The following is a 15,825-nucleotide window of genomic DNA, read 5'->3' on the forward strand; positions in this document are numbered from 1 at the left end:
CTTGTACTCAGGGGTGTGGGTGGTGACATCGCGTCCCGGCCCGGTGAGGGTGTTCACCGGCACGGCGGGGTCGTGGAAGGTGGTGAACACCGTCCCTGGCTGCATGCGGTCGCTGATGCGACACGGCAAGACGAGTGCGCCGTGTCTGCTTTGCACAGAGACGTCCGCACCGTCGACGATGCCCAAGAGTTGCGCGTCGACCGGTGAGATCTCCAGTACCGCACCATCGGTCAGATCTGCGGTGGCCGACCTCCCGGTCATCGTACCGGCGTTGAACGCATACAGTTCACGTCCGGTGATCAGAACAAGCGGATAACTCTGGCTCGGCTGTTCGGTGCTTGGCCGGTAATCGATGCGGTGCAGGGCGGCGCGCGTCCCTATCCCGGGAAACGTGTCGCGGTGCAGCAGCGAAGTTCCGGGGTGTCCGTCGTCAGGGCATGGCCACTGTAGGCCTCCCGGTTTGTCGAGCCGCTGATAGGTCATTCCCGCGCCCGCCGGCCAGAGGCGCCGGATCTCGTCCCAGACATCGCGCGCGCCCCGGTAACGGAAATGGTCGCTCCAGCCGAAGGCGGCGGACGCTTCGCAGATGATGGCGGCGTCGGTCTTGGCTAGCCCCGGGGCGGGAACGGCGCGGCGTATCCGCTGGATCCGGCGCTCGGAGTTCATGAATGTGCCGTCTTTTTCGAACGACGATGCCGCTGGGAGGAAGACCGTTGCGAAACGCCGGGCCGTCTCGGTGAGAAACAGGTCCTGAACCACGAGGACGTCAAGCGCGGCGAGCGCCCGCTGGACCGACGCCGTCTGCGGCTGCGTCAAAAGGATGTCCCAGCCGACCACCCATAACGCGCCGAGCCTGCCGGTCTCGGCCGCATCGAACATCTCCATTGCGTCGAGCCCGCGTGCTTCGGGGACTGGCGCCTGCCAGACCGCCGCAGCGCGCCGGCGGCCCTCGGCCAGTGGGATCATGCCGGTCAAATGGTGTGGCTCACATCCCATGTGGGCCGAGCCCTGGACATTGTTCTGCCCGCGCAGGGGATTGCAGCCCGAGCCGGGCTTACCGACGTTTCCGGTGAGCAGAGCCAGGTTGGCCAGACAGGTCACAGCTGCGGTGCCCTGGATATGCTCAGTAACCCCCAGTCCGTGGAAGAGCATGGCCGGGCCCTGCCCGCCATAAAGCCTGGCGGCTTGCCGCACATCGGCGGGGTCCAACCCGGTCACCGAGGAAACACGTTCGGGGACAAAAGCAGTTACAAAGTCGCAGAACGCGTCGAAGTCATCGACACGCTGGGCCACGAAAGCCTCGTCGACAAGACCTTCCTCGACGATCGCCGCTGCCATGGAATTCAGCACCGCCACATTCGTTCCCGGGCGCGGCCGCAGGTGCACGTCGGCGTAGCGAGCGAGCTCGATCCGGCGCGGATCGATGACTACCAGGTTCGCGCCGCGCAGCACGGCCTGCTTGATGCGTGCGCCCACGATGGGGTGGGCCTCCGTGGTATTCGATCCGCACACCACGATCGTGCGCGCGATGTCGATGTCCTCGAACGAGTTGGTCGCGGCGCCGGTACCGAAGACAGCCTTGAGTCCCGCAGCGGAGGGTGCGTGGCAGACGCGGGCGCAGCAATCCACGTTGTTGGTGCCGAGCACCACCCGCGCGAACTTCTGGGTGAGGTAGTTCTCCTCGTTGGTGGCTCGCGCTGAGCCCAGGACGCCCACCGCTGTCGGGCCCGCACGGTCGATGACGCGACGAAACCCGCTCACCGCGGCGTCGATGGCCTCATCCCAGCCCACTGATACCCATGCACCCGATGAGCTGCGCAGCATCGGGGTGGTGCTTCGATCGTCCGAGGCGTTGAAGCCGAAGCCGTACCGTCCCTTCACACAGAGGTGGCCGTGGTTGACCGGTGCGTCCTGGGCAGGAACGACTTCCACGATCCGTTCGTCGCGGCTGCCGATCATCATTTCGCAGCCGACACCGCAGTACGGGCAAGTCGTTCGGGTCCATGCGGTGGCCGATCCGACATCGGCGGCTCGCACATCTGTCAGGGCGTTGGTGGGGCAGGTGTCGACGCATGCGCCACACGAAACGCAGCTACTTTCCGCCAGGGTGGTCCCCGAATCCGGGACGACGTGGGAATCGGCGCCGCGACCGGCGATGCGCCAGCTGAATTGGCCCTGTACTTCGTCGCAGATCCGCACGCAACGCCAGCACGAGATGCAGTTGTTGAGGTCTACGCCGATGTTGGGGTGCGACGAATCCACCCGGAGCGGATCTGTCGTTCCCGTAGGCACCACCTCGTACTCGGCGAGCATCCGGTGAAACGGAAGCCCCGGGTCGGCGGCAGCCGAGTCGGCGGGGTAGCGGTGAACGAGCATGGCCAGCAGGGTTTTCCGTAACTTGATCAGTTCGGGTGTCATCGTTTGGACGACGATGCCGTCGGCGGCCGGCGTGGTGCAGGCGGACACGGGGCGGTCGGCTCCACCGATGTCCACCACGCACACCCGGCAACCTCCGGCCGGGGTGATCCGCGGGTCATGGCACAGGGCCGGGATGTCGATGCCGGCACCGACCGCCGCCTCGAGCACCGAGACGCCGGGCGGGCACGACACCGCAGTGCCGTCAATTATCAAGCGCGGCACGACTCGAGATCTTCTCGGTAATGAGTCATCACACTGCGGGCGAACTCCGCGAGCCCGCTGCCGTGCCCGCAGAGGCTCGTCGCGGCCAGGGCTTGTACCGTGGCCTGCCACTCGGTGTGGCCGGCCGCATCCAGAGCGCAGGAGAACAGCTGCTCAATCCTGGCGGTGCCGATGCGGCAAGGTGTGCAGGCGCCGCAGGATTCGTATGCGCCGAACCGGAACACATGACAGACGAGCTCGCCGATCGGCGTCGTCTCATCGAACGCGATGATTCCCCCGTGGCCGACCTCGGCTCCGATCCTTCGCAGGTCGTCGAACGTGAACGAAACGTCGAGCAGATCGGGCGGGATGATGCCCGCCAGTGGGCCGCCGACGATCACACCCCTCAGGTGACCGTCGACGAGCCCACCGCCCAGGCCCTCGACGATCTCTCGCAGCGGGACGCCGAACTCGACTTCGTACAGTCCCGGTCTGCGGAACAGCGAGTTCAGCGAGACCACCATCGTGCCCTTGCTGGTACCTGATCCCATTGCGGCATATGCGCTTCCATCGTTGCGAAGAATCCATGGCACGGCAGCGAGTGTCTCCACGTTGTTCACGACCGTGGGTAAACCGGCGAGGCCGCACTGTGCGGGATAAGGTGGGCGCGCGCGCACCATCGGACGTCGGTTGTCAAGCGCATTGAGCAGAGCGGTCTCCTCGCCGCAGAGGTAGCTGCCCTTGCCCTCCACCACGATGACGGCCAGCGGCGGGCCGTTTCCGAGCATGGCGTCACCGAGAATTCCGGCGGCTTCGGCCTCGGCCACGGCGGTGCGGACCGTGGCCAGCGCGCGGGGATACTCGCGGCGTACATAGATGTACGCCTGCTCCGCGCCGACAGCCAGCGCGGCGATCGCCATCCCCTCGAGCACGGCGTGGGGATCGTCCTCCAACAGATACCGGTCGATGTACGCCCCGGGATCGCCTTCGTCCGCGTTGACCACGAGCACGCGTGGGCCGTCGGGTTGCGCGTGGGCGGCGCGCCATTTGCGGGCCGTCGGAAAGCCCGCCCCACCGCGGCCGCGAAGCCCGGACGTCTCGACTTCACCCAGGATCGCCTCGGGTCCCGAGGACAGGGCGCGCGCAAGCCCCTGGTATCCCGCGTCGGCGCGGTAGTCACTCAGCCCCGGAGAAGGAGCGCGGCTGATTCTGCCGAGTATCACCGCGGTGTCACAAGCGATTTCGACCGCGGGACGAGACTGATCGCCTGCGGCGGCAGGACCTGCGAAGCAGCGCCCCAGGCAATAGACGCGAGGATCGTATGCCTGCGCCTCGGCCCAGCGCATAGGGTTCCGCCGTCGGGCCACGAAGCACGACGTGCCCTGACAACACTGCGTGCCGATCGTGACATCGGCAAGGTGGTAGAAGGACGCGTCCTGCGCCGGTCGCCGGTCGTCATGCCGTTGGCGTGGCATGGAGCCAGTCTTGACCGCGGCCGATCGGCGGCACAGGGCCGAAAGTCCCGGATGGCTCGGGGAGAATGACTTCAGGCTGCCCGGTCCGCTTCGGACGGGATCGAGGCCGCAGTGAAGGAGCGCACAAGCCGTGTCCAACAAGGCGAAGACAGGAACCTGGCCGACAGAAGTCCGGCGCCGGGACGGAACCGTGGTGCCGTTCGACGTCACGCGGATCGAAGCCGCGGTGGCGCGGGCGGCCCGCGAGGTGGCGAACGACGATCCGGACATGCCGGCAACGGTGGCCGAGGCTGTTGCCGACTTGCTGGGGCCAGGCGTGGCGCCGGTCGAGGAGATTCAGGACCTTGTCGAGGCCCGGCTGGGCGAGGCCGGTCTCGATGACGTCGCCCGCGCATACATCGTCTACCGACGGCGCCGCGCCGAGCTGCGCACCGCCAAGGCGATGCTCGGGGTGCGCGACGAGCTCAAGCTGAGCCTGGCCGCGGTGACGGTGCTGCGGGAGCGATATCTGCTGCGCGACGACAAGGGGCGCCCCGCCGAGTCGACCGGCGAGATGATGGACCGGGCCGCGCACTGCGTCGCCGCGGCTGAAGACGGGTACCGGCCAGGTTCGTCGACGCGCTGGGCCGAGCGGTACGCGAAGCTGCTACGCAACCTTGAATTCCTGCCGAACTCGCCGACGTTGATGAACGCGGGAACCGATGTCGGCCTGCTTTCCGGATGTGTCGTCCTGCCCGTCGAGGATTCGCTGCGTTCGATCTTCACGACCCTCGGTCAGGCCGCGGAAGTCCAGCGGTCCGGCGGTGGCACCGGATTCTCGTTCAGCCGATTGCGGCCATCGGGGGACCCGGTGACCACCACGGCGGGCACAGCCAGCGGCCCGATGTCGTTTCTGTGGCTGTACGACACTGCCGCCGAAGTGGTTTCCATGGGCGGTCGTCGACGCGGCGCCTGCATGGCCGTGCTCGACGCGTCGCATCCCGACATCTTCGACTTCATCACCACCAAAGCCCGTTCCCAGGACGCACTCACACATTTCAACCTGTCGGTCGGCGTCACCGATCGGTTCATGCGCGCCGTCGAACGAGGCGATACCCATCGGCTGATCAATCCACGGACCGGTAAGACCGTCGCACAGGTGTCTGCCGCAACGCTGTTCGACAACATCTGCGCGGCAGCGCACGAATGCGGAGACCCGGGTCTGGTGTTCCTCGACACCATCAACAGAGCCAACCCGATACCTCGCCGCGGCCGAATCGAGGCGACCAATCCGTGTGGGGAGGTTCCGCTGCTGCCGTACGAGTCCTGCAATCTCGGCTCGATCAACCTGGCCCGGATGGTCAACCGTGGGCGCGTCGACTGGGATCGGCTCAAAGAGGTTGTCGCAGTCGCCGTGCGTTTCCTCGACGACGTCATCGACGTGAGCCGTTACCCGTTTCCCGAATTGGAGGAAGCCGCCCGTGCCACCCGCAAGATCGGGCTTGGCGTGATGGGTCTGGCGGAATTGCTTGCCACTCTGTCCATTCCGTATGACAGCGAGGAAGGGGTGGGCCTGGCCGAACAGCTCATGAGGCGGATTCGACGAGAGGCGCACATCGCGTCGAAGCGGTTGGCCGAAGAGCGGGGCTCGTTTCCGGCGTTTGCCGAGAGCCGGTTCGCGCGCTCGAACCCGCGTCGCAACGCGCAGGTCACCTCCGTGGCCCCGACGGGAACCATCTCGCTGATCGCCGGTACCACCGCCGGGATCGAGCCGATGTTCGCGATCGCGTTCTCGCGCGCGGTTCTCGGTCGGCATCTGCTGGAGGTCAATCCGTGTTTCGACAGGCTGGCCCGCGATCAGGGTTTCTATCGTGACGAGTTGATCGCCGAGATCGCACAACGCGGGGGAGTGCGTGGCTGTCCGCAGTTACCCGCTTCCATCCGGGCTGCCTTTCCCACTGCGGCCGAAATCGCTCCCGAGTGGCATCTGCGGATGCAGTCCGCGGTGCAGCGCCACGTAGACGCGGCGGTCTCCAAGACGGTCAACCTGCCGGCGACGGCAACGGTCGACGATGTTCGCGCCATCTACCTGGCGGCCTGGACGGCGAAGGTCAAAGGGATCACGGTCTACCGGTACGGCAGCCGCGAGGACCAGGTGCTGTCGTATGCGGCGCCGGATGCGATGCTGACCCAGGCCGATATGGTCTTCAGCGGCGGCTGCATTGGGCGGTCCTGCGAGTTCTGACCGTGCTGCGACGTCACGATGCGCGGCTGGGTGCCGCGCCGGCCAGCAACCCCGATTGCGCCAGAGCGCTGTCGATGAATTGCTGGACGGGTCGCGACTGGAAGAACCCGGTATGGCCGCCGGCGTACCAGAGGATCTCGGGTCTGCCCCAGTGCTCCCACAGCCGGACGATCTGTTCCCGTGGGTGCACGAGCCGGTCGGCGAGGCCGGCGTAGATCAACCGTCCACGCATCGGCACCTTCGGTTCCAACGAGAGCGGAGACGTCATCCGGCCGATCGGTGCGGCCGATGCCACCGTTTCACGGCGCGGATCGTCGTCGCCAAGCGCGGCATGACCAGCCAACAGGTCGATCAGATCAACTACCGGCACACCGAGGATCGCGCATGTCAGCTCGGTCTCGAGGCTGGCGACCAGCGACGAGATGTACCCGCCGAGCGAAAGTCCGTACAGGCCGATGGCCGAACCGGATTGCTGAGCGCGGATCCATGAGAGCAGTCGTCTGATATCCCATACGCCCTGAGCGGTCGCATGGACGTTGTCCATCACGTCCGCTCCCGGGAACACCGAGCCTTTCGGCAATCCGCGACCCCGCGGTCCATGCATCGGAAGCACCGGTAGCACGACGTTGAGCCCGAGATCGTCGTGAAGGTGCCACGCCCGGAACAACGCAAGATCAAGTCCCGCACGGCCCATTTCAGCCCCGTGCACGCACACCAGCCAGGGGCGGTCTTCGTCGTGGCGCAGCAGCAACGCGTACACGTGGTCGTTGGCGGTGTAATCGGTCCAGCGCTTTCTGCCGGGTTCGCCCGCCCGTGGTGTGTAACCGCTGTCGAAGACGATGCGCTCGTAGGAGCGCCCGAACGCGTTCACCGGCCGGACAGTGACATCGGTGAGCGTGGGGGGTTTTGCGAAGTAGCGAGCCGGTCGGTTCAGCCAGCCCCGTCGGCCATAGAAATCCAGCGCCGCAACCACTTCGTCGTTGATGCGTTCGAATTCACGCATATCGCTGACCGGTCTGCGCACGCGTAACCCCATGAGCACGATTTCATCCCGAAGTGCATGCGCGGCCAGCGCCGGCGTCGGCCGGGCGATGGGAAGCTCGCGCGGTTCGCGGCTCAGGAAGTCCCGCCACGACTGCGCGTAGTAGCTACCGGTTCGCGCGAACGGACCCACCACCGTGCTCAGCGCACCCGCGCCGAGAGCGGGACGGGGAGGGCTCGTTCGTCCGTTGCCCACGTCGCCGGGGTCAGCCGCTGCCATCACAAGGCCTCCGCTCACACATTCGCTTCCGCTGTCAACAGCACTTTGAGCGCGCCCGAACGGGCCGCATCGGCGAAAACCTGATAGGCCGTCTCGAATTCGGCCATTGCGAACCGATGTGTGATCATCGCAGCGGTATCCAGCTGTCGGTTCGCGACCAGCTCGATCAGCGTCGGGGTGGAGTGGGTGTCGACCAAGCCAGTCGTGATCGTCAGGTTCTTGATCCAGATCCGCTCGAGGTGCAATATCGCAGGGGCGCCGTGCACGCCGATGTTCGCGATGTGTCCGCCGGGACGAACCAAGCCGACCGACTCTTCGAAAGTTTCGGGTAGACCGACCGCCTCGATCGCCACGTCGGCGCCCAGGCCGGCGGTCAAGCCGTCGATGATCTCACGGGCGCTCCGAGTTCTGGAGTTCACGACGGCGTCGGCGCCGAGTTTGTGGGCGGCGTCCAAGCGCGCATCGGCGACGTCGATGACCACGATATGGCTCGGGCTGTAGAGCTTCGCGGTGAGAATCGACGCCAGGCCGATCGGCCCGGCTCCGACGATCGCCACCACATCGCCGGGTCGGACGGCACCCGCGAGGACACCGACCTCATAGGCGGTCGGGAGAATGTCGGCCAGCAGAACCATCTGTTCGTCGCTGACATCCACGGGCACCTTGTGCGTGGAGTTGTCGGCAAAGGGCACCCGGACGTACTCGGCCTGTGTCCCGTCTACGAGATGTCCGAGAATCCAGCCGCCACCGCCCAGGCACTGCCCATATTGGCCGCGCCTGCAGTACTGACAGGCACCGCATGAACTGATGCACGAGATCAGTACCCGGTCTCCGGCCGACAGGGTCTGCACTGCCGTCCCCACTTCGGTCACCGTGCCGACAGCTTCATGACCCAGCACCCGGCCCGGCTCGACCTCGGGCACATCACCTTTGAGGATGTGTAGATCTGTTCCACAGATCGTCACCGCGTCAACGCGCACGATGGCATCGGTGGGGCGTTGGATGCCAGGATTCGGCACAGACCGCCAGCACACGCGTCCGGGACCGTCGTAAACCATTGCCTTCATGTCAGATTTCCTCGTCTGAGTGCGGAGAACAGGCGACTTGCCGTTGCTCGGTGATTCCTAGCTGGGTGCTGAGCTGAGCAACCCTTGGTTCAGCGCAGGGCCGAGGTTGGACAGGACCCGTTCCAGAAGCGTGTTGCATGCGCCTCCGTCGTTGGCAAGAGCGGTCAACCCGCGGTGCAGGAGGAAGGCGTTGAGGCGCCGGTCGATGGGCCAGCCGCGGTAGGCCGGTCCCGTGAATTCGGAACCGAGAAAGGCCCAGGCGATCGTGTCCAACTCCCGGTGCGTCACGTCGATACTGCCTTCCACCACCGTCGTGTCCTTTCGACCGGCGTGTTGACGTCATCGTCTCGGGTCGGGGTGGGCTGCCCTAGGGAACAAGGTCCTCAAGGCGCTGGTCGATCGTCACTCGCGGTCCGCGACGGCTCGCCGTGTCGGCTCCGGAGGGCCGTCCAGCATCAGTGACTTTTGGCCCTGCTTCGGCGGTCGGATGCGGCGAACAATAAAGCCAAAATACATGTAACTGAAGGTTACGGATATGGTCGCGCTCACCGGGTTGGATGCGAGGTTCTTGCAGGTGGAGGACGCTGACCCGCACGCGAATTTCGCCGCCGGGGCGCTGGCCGTACTGGAGGGTCCGCTTCCTGACAGCGAGTCACTGCTCGAGGCGCTCGCCGAGCGATTGAGTGCCGATCGCCGATTCAAGCAGGTAGTGCGCAGGTACCCGTTCGACGTCGCCGGCCCGCGAATGGTCGTTGTCGACGCAGACGTATCCCGCCATGTCCATCACCTCGCGGTTCCGCGTCCAGGGGACGATCGGGCGTTGTTCGGGCTGGTCTCCGATGTGATGAGTTGGCGTCTGCACCATGACGATCCGTTGTGGGAATGTTGGGTCGTGGAAGGTCTTGCGGAGAGCCGCTGGGCGATCCTGCTCAAGACCCACTCGAGCATCGCCGACGGGTCCGAGGTGATGCGGATGCTCCTACGACTGTCCGACGACGACGCTGACACCGAGACGCCGTGCAGCACCGAGCACTCCGCGCGCATGCTCAATCCGTTGAAGTGTGTTCGTGGAATGTACCGGTCATCGGCTGCCTTGACGGTCGCGGCACTGCGCGCGGTCACGGACACAGTCGATCTGACCAGGATTCTCGCTCGGCCCGCAGCCTGCCCGCTGACCCGACATGTCACGAGCCTGCGGCGTTATACGGCCGTGGAACTGAGCCTCGAGGATGTCACAAAGGTGTGTGGCGCTTTCGATGTCACGGTGCGCGACATCGCGCTTGCCGCGATCAGCGGAAGCTACCGCGATTTACTGAGGCGTCGTGGTCGACACGTTCACTGCAATTCGCTTCGAGCGTTGGTACCGACGTCAGCTCGGTCTCTGGTCGCCGTCGCCCTACCTGTCGACGAGTCTGACCCTGTCCTGCAACTGAGGAAAGCGCATAGCCTGTTGAACCGTACCGATGAGCTTGGTAACTCGGGCTTGGGCCGTCCCCCGGCATCACCGACGGATCAGGGCGGCCGCGCGCTGCCGTGGCTGCCACAGCGTGGTGTCGTGACGCTGACAATGAGTGAGCTCGGTCCGCGCCGGCGACGCCGGTTCATCGGGCGAGAAACGGTGCGACTGTTGCCGATTCCGGCCGTCGGAATCGGCACCCGATCCGGTCTCGCGATGGTGAGCTACGACGGAAAACTGGTTGTCGGCGTCACTTCCGATGACGAAGCGCTGCCTGACGTCGGTGAATTGGCCGCCAGCATCGAGCAGGCGGTCGCTAACCTCAGCGTTCTCAGCACCTCGGCATGCCTGCCGGGCCGGCAGGGGTGAACTCGCCACCAATCCGTGAGCAGGCGACAGCCGAAGTATCGAGCTGTGGTCGACGGGTCAGCGGTCGTCGTCATCCTCGATGATGTGCACCGCGGCTTCCTCGGCCGAGGCCGCACCGCCACTGATACCGACATCGTCGGCGACCAGCTCGGCTTCCTCGTCCTCGCCAAAACCCATGTCGGGAGCGATCAGTCGGCCAGCCCGCAAGCGCCCGACCTCAGCGCGCTCGGGGAACTCGGCGTCCCGCTCGGCATAGTCGGACCGGCCGATCTCCGCATCGTCCAGTACGTTGTCGAGCCGCGCCGCTGGGTCGGGTTCCTCCGCGGCGAGAATCCGGTCGGTCCCGCGCACCGATTTACAGGCGCCTCGCCACGGTCGCTCGGGCGCCGAATAGCCCTCGTCGAGCAGATCATCGGTGCCGCGGTCGATCAGGGTGTCTTCCGCCGACAACTGGTCTTCGTCGTCACCGCCGTACTGCTCTGCGGTCGGACCCGTTCCTGGTGAGGTGATCATGCTTTGATTCTGCGGTTCGCAATCACGGCGCCGTAGGGTCCAATGGCCTCGAAATGCGAGGTACAGATCAAGGATTCGGATTCGTCCTCGGCGCCGCCGTCTGGGGCGGGCAGTGGTGGGTGGGGCCAATTTGGCAGTGCTGCGGACTCATGGCGGGTCCCATCATGTCGGGCCCCATCGTGCCGTAGACGGACATGTGGTTCCAAGGCTGGTTGCCGCTCAGACCGTCGGTGCTGTGACCGAGGTAGGAACCGGAGAAGAACACCACCGCGACAATGAAGACGGCCGCGGCGGCGATGCCGGCCCATATCAGGACATGGTTCAACGGACGGTGTTCGGTGACAGCGGGGCGGTCGGTCGTCGACAAGCTGACGTACGCCCTCGAAGACCAGGACTTTGGTCCCTATGTCGAAGATCGGAGCAGTGGTCGAATACCGCTAGATGACGGTAGTTCCGTCATCTCCCGCAACAGGGCGGGCGTGAAGGGAGGTAAAGCAATGACCACTGCACGGCAGTCGGAGATCAGAACACGCCTATTCGCCCGTGTGCTCGGTCCGTACATGGTGTTTGCCGCCGTCGTGGCGATGGTACGTGCGTCCGAGATGCCCGATCTACTATCCGAGTTCAGCGCGAACACGGTGTGGCCGTGGGTAACCGGCGCGTTGGTGCTGTTGTCCGGACTCATCGTGGTCGCCCTCCATCCGTACTGGCGGGGCATCGCGGCGACCATCGTGTCAGTGATCGGTTGTCTGACGGCCCTCAAGGGAGCGCTTCTGCTGGCCATTCCCCAGACCTACCTTTCCGCGGCCGACTCCATGGTCGACGCGGGCCGCTGGTGGATGGCGATCGAGGTGGTCGTGGCGGTCGCCGGGCTGTATCTGGTCTACGTAGGCTGGGCTCCGACGCACGGTCGGCAGGCTGCGCACTCCGAAAGCTCCTCGGTGAATCTGCAGACTGCTGCTTGACGACGAGAGACCGAAGAGCAGCTCTTCGCCAGGGCCTTTGGCTCTGGTACCTCGGTGGTAGACGCGCTGTGATGGATAGGGACACCGGACGAGGAGCCACCGATGAGTACACCAACCGAGCTGAGCCTGGGAAGCTGACGACCGGTGACCCAGGTCCTCAGCAACAGCGACGCCTTCATGTGGCGGAACGAACGCGATGCCCGATTGAGATCGACGATCGTCACACTCATCCTGCTTGACCGGAGTCCGGATTGGCATCAGCTGGTCGACCGGTTCGATCGGCTGAGCCGGACCGTGCCGAGGTTTCGGCAACGAGTGACGCCGTCGTCGCCCCTTGTTCCGCCGCGTTGGGAATTGGTATCTGACTTCGATCTCGGCTTCCACGTGCGCCGGATCGCCGCTCCCGAACCCGGGACCGCGGAGGTGCTGTGCGAACTGGCCCGGGTGGCCGCCATGGCGGACTTCGACCGCGCCCGTCCACTGTGGGAAGCCACGTTGGTCGACGGATTGACCGACGGGCCGTGCGGCGGTGCTGATCAAATTCAATCATGCGCTCACCGACGGCGTCGGCGCGGTCGAAATGGCCCGGATTCTCTACGATCCCAGCGGGTTTGCCGATGGTCGTGCACCACAACCGGAGGCGCCTGCGCTGGCGGTGAAGAGTCGGTTGAGCGGGCTCCGTGACATCGTCGGATATCAGACCGGCCGCATCGGTGCGGCGCTGTCGAGCCCGTTGAAGGCGGCGCCTGCTGTGGCACGTGCCATCCGCCATCCCACCGACGCCGCTGCGGCCGGCTGGGCAACGGCGGCCTCCATCCTCCGCACCGCCCGACCCGTCACCAAACCCGGGTCGCCGATCATGGTTGACCGCGGCCTCGTTCGTCACGTTTACGTCCACGAAGTACCGAAGTCTGCGCTGCTTCAGGCCGGCCATCTCGGCGGCGGATCCTTGAACGACGCATTCATCGCTGCGGTCGCGGGCGGACTTCGCGGGTACCACGAAAGGCACAACGCACCCGTCGAAGAACTGATCTTGTCGATGCCGATCAGTGTCCGCACCACCGCGGACCCCATCGGCGGTAACCGGGCGACGTTGATCCGGTTCGACATACCGGTGGGCATTGCCGATCCCGCAGAACGCATCCGCATCGTGCGTGAGCGCACCGCCAAGGCGCGCAATGAGGAATCGCTTGTTCATACCGAATTGATCGCAGGCGGGCTCAATTTGATGCCGCGCTCATACGTCAGTTCGGCGCTGCGCAACGTCGACGTCATCGCCAGCAATGTGCCCAGCTTTTCCACGCCCGTGCATCTTGCCGACGCGCCTGTGCGAATGCAGTTCGCGTTCTCGCCAACCATCGGAGCTGCGCTGAACGTCACCTTGCTCTCCTACATCGACACTTGCGCCCTCGGAATCAACATCGACGGTGCCGGGGTCCCCGATCACGCCGTGCTCTTCGACTGCCTCACCGCCGGATTCGCAGAAGTACTTGCTCTCGCGCGATGACCGCGCTGTTCAGGTGAGCGCTCGTCGGTCCCGCGCCGCCTCCAAGACGACTCGCCGCTCGGCCGCGGCGATCACCTGCCGCGCCGCATCGACGGCGTCGGGGTTGACCGACACCGAGGTGATGCCCATCCGTACGAGATGTTCGGCAAAGGCCGGCTTCGTCGATGGGGCCTGGCCGCAGAGCGAGGACGTGATGCCGAACTTGTGTGCGGTGCCGATGATCTGTCCGATCGCATCAAGAACCGCGGGGTCGGATTCGTCGAACAGCTCGGCGCAGATGTCGGAGTCGCGGTCGACACCGAGCACCAGCTGGGTGAGGTCGTTGCTGCCGATGGACACCCCGTCGACACCCATGCCGATGTATTCCGGAAGCCAATGCACAACCGATGGAACCTCGGCCATCACCCAGCGGTGTAAACCGCGTTGGCGGCCCACGGGGCTCGCATCGATCAGCGACAGGCACCGCTCGAGCTCCCAGCGGGTGCGCACAAACGGGATCATCACGTGCACATTGGGGGATTGCTCCCGAACCCTGGCCAGGGCCTCGAGCTCCAACGCGAACAGGTCCGGTTCGTTGATGTACCGGTAACAGCCTCGATACCCGATCATCGGGTTGTGTTCCACGGGTTCGTACGCCTCGCCTCCACCGAGACCTCGGAATTCGTTGGTGCGGAAATCGGTGGTGCGGTAGATCACCGGACGCGGAGCAAACGCCGCACCGATGCGCCCGACCGACGCGGCCAGCGCGTCGACCAGGCCGGCCTGCCCACCGTGTGCGATGAGGTCGCGCGGGTGTCTGCCCGACAGCGCTTCGGTCAGGATGAACTCCGCTCGCAGCAGACCGACCCCGTCAACGGGCTGTGCTGCAACCGATTCAGCAGAATCGGGGATCGCCAGGTTCACGTAGATCTTGGTGCCGGTCACCTCGACCGAAGGGGCCGACGGTGCCGCCCGTTCCGTGACGATGGGCGCAGCTGTCGCGACGCGCCCTGCCAGCACGCGCCCCTGGTTTCCATCGACTGTGACGGTTGTGCCCTCGTGCAGATCTCGGGTGGCGGTCCGTGTTCCGACCACGCACGGGACTCGCAACTCGCGGGCGACAATCGCGGCATGGCAGGTCATTCCGCCGGTGTCGGTGACCAGCGCGGCGGCGCGACGGATGGTGGGCAGCCAGTCCGGATTGGTCATCTGGGCGACGAGGATCTCGCCGTCGAGCAGCCGGCTGCCCTCGTCCGGGCTCTCAAGCACACGCACCGAACCCGACGCTGTGCCGGGTGCTGCGGCCAGACCGCGCGCGAGCACTGCGTGCGGTTCGGATGTCGGCGGCGTCGTCCGGCCCAGCGTCGTGATCGGCCGCGCCTGCACCAGGTACGTCTGGCCCTTCTCGATCGCCCACTCGGTGTCCTGCGGGCATCCGTTGTGCCGCTCGATCGCGACCGCCAGTTCGGCGATGCGCTGCAGTTCGGCGTCGTCGAGAACGCGGGCGCCCGCTTCCTCCTCGGACAGTTCGACTTTGGTGTCACGACCGTCGGCGCCGCGCACGATCTTGAACGTTTGTCGGCCTATCCGAACGTCGAGAACACGCAGCGTCTCTTTGGCGACGACGTAGGTGTCGGGCTCCACCGAACCGGACACCACGACCTCGCCGAGCCCGAATGCTCCTTCGATGACCACCCGGTCCTGTGCGCCCGTGCTGGGGTCGGCCGTGAAAGCGACGCCGCTCTTCTCGGAGTTGATCATCTTCTGGACGACCACCGCCATTGCCGGGTCGCTGGTGATTCCGCGGCTGGCCCGGTATGTGATGACCCGTGGGGAGAACAAGGACATCCAGCACTTCTGGACGGCGTCGATCAACGCGCCTTCACCCACCACGTTGGTGATCGTCCGGTTCATGCCGGCGAATGACGCGTCGCGGCTGTCCTCCCCGGTAGCCGAGGACCGCACCGCCACGACGGTGTCCGCGCCGAGTGCGCGATACGCGGCAAGGACGACGTCGCGTACCTTCTCGGCAACCCCGGCCTTGTGCACCAGGGCCTGAAGACGCTCGCACAACTCGGCCACATGGTTGGTGTCATCGACGGCATCCAGCGCCTCCCGGTGCAGCGCGCTGAGCTCGGCGTCGACGCCACCCGCTCGCACCGAATCGCGGTAGCCGTCCCGCAGGACTACGAATCCGGGGGGAACGGGCAGATTCGCCGCGACCAATTCGCCCATGTTGGCCCCTTTGCCGCCTGCCTCTTCGGCGTCGGCGATCCTGAGGGCCGCGATGTCACGGACGTAGGTTCTGTTCGGCATGGCACCAATCCTGTTCGCAGGTGCCGGGTTGGAAAAGCGTCTGAGGACCACTGCCCGAAGGACGTTAGTCACCT

General features: G+C 65.6%; 11 protein-coding genes and 2 pseudogenes. 5 read left to right on the forward strand and 8 right to left on the reverse strand.

What is annotated here, in order from left to right; translation table 11 throughout:
• Positions 1-42: 42 nt before the first annotated feature.
• Both fdhF and ABQE89_RS11945 read right to left on the reverse strand, forming a co-directional pair.
• Positions 43-2,640 (reverse strand): annotated as a pseudogene (gene fdhF, locus ABQE89_RS11940) (formate dehydrogenase subunit alpha); the annotation flags it as partial.
• A complete protein-coding gene (locus ABQE89_RS11945; RefSeq protein WP_448416666.1) occupies positions 2,628-4,094 on the reverse strand; it encodes a complex I 51 kDa subunit family protein in 1,467 nt (488 codons plus the stop codon). The pseudogene fdhF and the gene ABQE89_RS11945, both read right to left, overlap by 13 nt.
• 130 nt (positions 4,095-4,224) lie before the next feature.
• Here ABQE89_RS11945 and ABQE89_RS11950 point away from each other — a divergent pair, with 130 nt between their 5' ends.
• Positions 4,225-6,318: an adenosylcobalamin-dependent ribonucleoside-diphosphate reductase gene (locus ABQE89_RS11950; RefSeq protein WP_448416668.1), complete on the forward strand. Its 2,094-nt coding sequence runs from the start codon at positions 4,225-4,227 to the stop codon at positions 6,316-6,318.
• A 13-nt stretch (positions 6,319-6,331) separates the two neighbouring features.
• Here ABQE89_RS11950 and ABQE89_RS11955 read toward each other — a convergent pair whose 3' ends face one another.
• The 3 genes from ABQE89_RS11955 to ABQE89_RS11965 are packed head-to-tail and all read right to left on the reverse strand — an operon-like array spanning position 6,332 to position 8,955.
• Positions 6,332-7,579, reverse strand: coding sequence for an alpha/beta hydrolase family protein (locus tag ABQE89_RS11955; RefSeq protein WP_448416670.1), 1,248 nt, complete (start codon positions 7,577-7,579; stop codon positions 6,332-6,334).
• A 14-nt stretch (positions 7,580-7,593) separates the two neighbouring features.
• Positions 7,594-8,646: a zinc-dependent alcohol dehydrogenase family protein gene (locus ABQE89_RS11960; protein ID WP_448416672.1), complete on the reverse strand. Its 1,053-nt coding sequence runs from the start codon at positions 8,644-8,646 to the stop codon at positions 7,594-7,596.
• 57 nt (positions 8,647-8,703) lie between these two features.
• Positions 8,704-8,955, reverse strand: coding sequence for a hypothetical protein (locus tag ABQE89_RS11965; protein ID WP_448416674.1), 252 nt, complete (start codon positions 8,953-8,955; stop codon positions 8,704-8,706).
• 226 nt (positions 8,956-9,181) lie between these two features.
• Here ABQE89_RS11965 and ABQE89_RS11970 point away from each other — a divergent pair, with 226 nt between their 5' ends.
• Positions 9,182-10,471 (forward strand): wax ester/triacylglycerol synthase domain-containing protein, encoded by a 1,290-nt coding sequence (locus tag ABQE89_RS11970; protein ID WP_448416676.1) that lies wholly within the window; start codon positions 9,182-9,184, stop codon positions 10,469-10,471.
• A gap of 57 nt (positions 10,472-10,528) precedes the next feature.
• Here the strand turns inward: ABQE89_RS11970 and ABQE89_RS11975 are convergent, their stop codons facing one another.
• Positions 10,529-10,984: a DUF5709 domain-containing protein gene (locus ABQE89_RS11975; RefSeq protein WP_448416678.1), complete on the reverse strand. Its 456-nt coding sequence runs from the start codon at positions 10,982-10,984 to the stop codon at positions 10,529-10,531.
• A gap of 67 nt (positions 10,985-11,051) precedes the next feature.
• Complete coding sequence (locus ABQE89_RS11980; protein ID WP_448416680.1) at positions 11,052-11,351, reverse strand: hypothetical protein; 300 nt, start codon at positions 11,349-11,351, stop codon at positions 11,052-11,054.
• Positions 11,352-11,481: 130 nt separating this feature from the next.
• On the opposite strand from ABQE89_RS11980, the gene ABQE89_RS11985 reads away from it, so the two are divergent.
• From ABQE89_RS11985 to ABQE89_RS11995, 3 genes and pseudogenes are all read left to right on the forward strand, one after another.
• Positions 11,482-11,949 (forward strand): hypothetical protein, encoded by a 468-nt coding sequence (locus ABQE89_RS11985; RefSeq protein WP_448416682.1) that lies wholly within the window; start codon positions 11,482-11,484, stop codon positions 11,947-11,949.
• 177 nt (positions 11,950-12,126) lie between these two features.
• A pseudogene (locus ABQE89_RS11990) lies at positions 12,127-12,402 on the forward strand (wax ester/triacylglycerol synthase domain-containing protein); the annotation flags it as partial.
• A gap of 76 nt (positions 12,403-12,478) precedes the next feature.
• The gene (locus ABQE89_RS11995; RefSeq protein WP_448416684.1) at positions 12,479-13,456 is read left to right on the forward strand and encodes a WS/DGAT domain-containing protein; all 978 of its coding nucleotides are present in this window, start codon (positions 12,479-12,481) and stop codon (positions 13,454-13,456) included.
• Between the two features lie 9 nt (positions 13,457-13,465).
• Here the strand turns inward: ABQE89_RS11995 and ppsA are convergent, their stop codons facing one another.
• Positions 13,466-15,751, reverse strand: a complete 2,286-nt coding sequence (gene ppsA / locus ABQE89_RS12000) for a phosphoenolpyruvate synthase (RefSeq protein ID WP_448416686.1) — start codon at positions 15,749-15,751, stop codon at positions 13,466-13,468.
• Positions 15,752-15,825: the final 74 nt, after the last annotated feature.

The organism is Mycolicibacterium sp. XJ1819 (assembly GCF_053483675.1).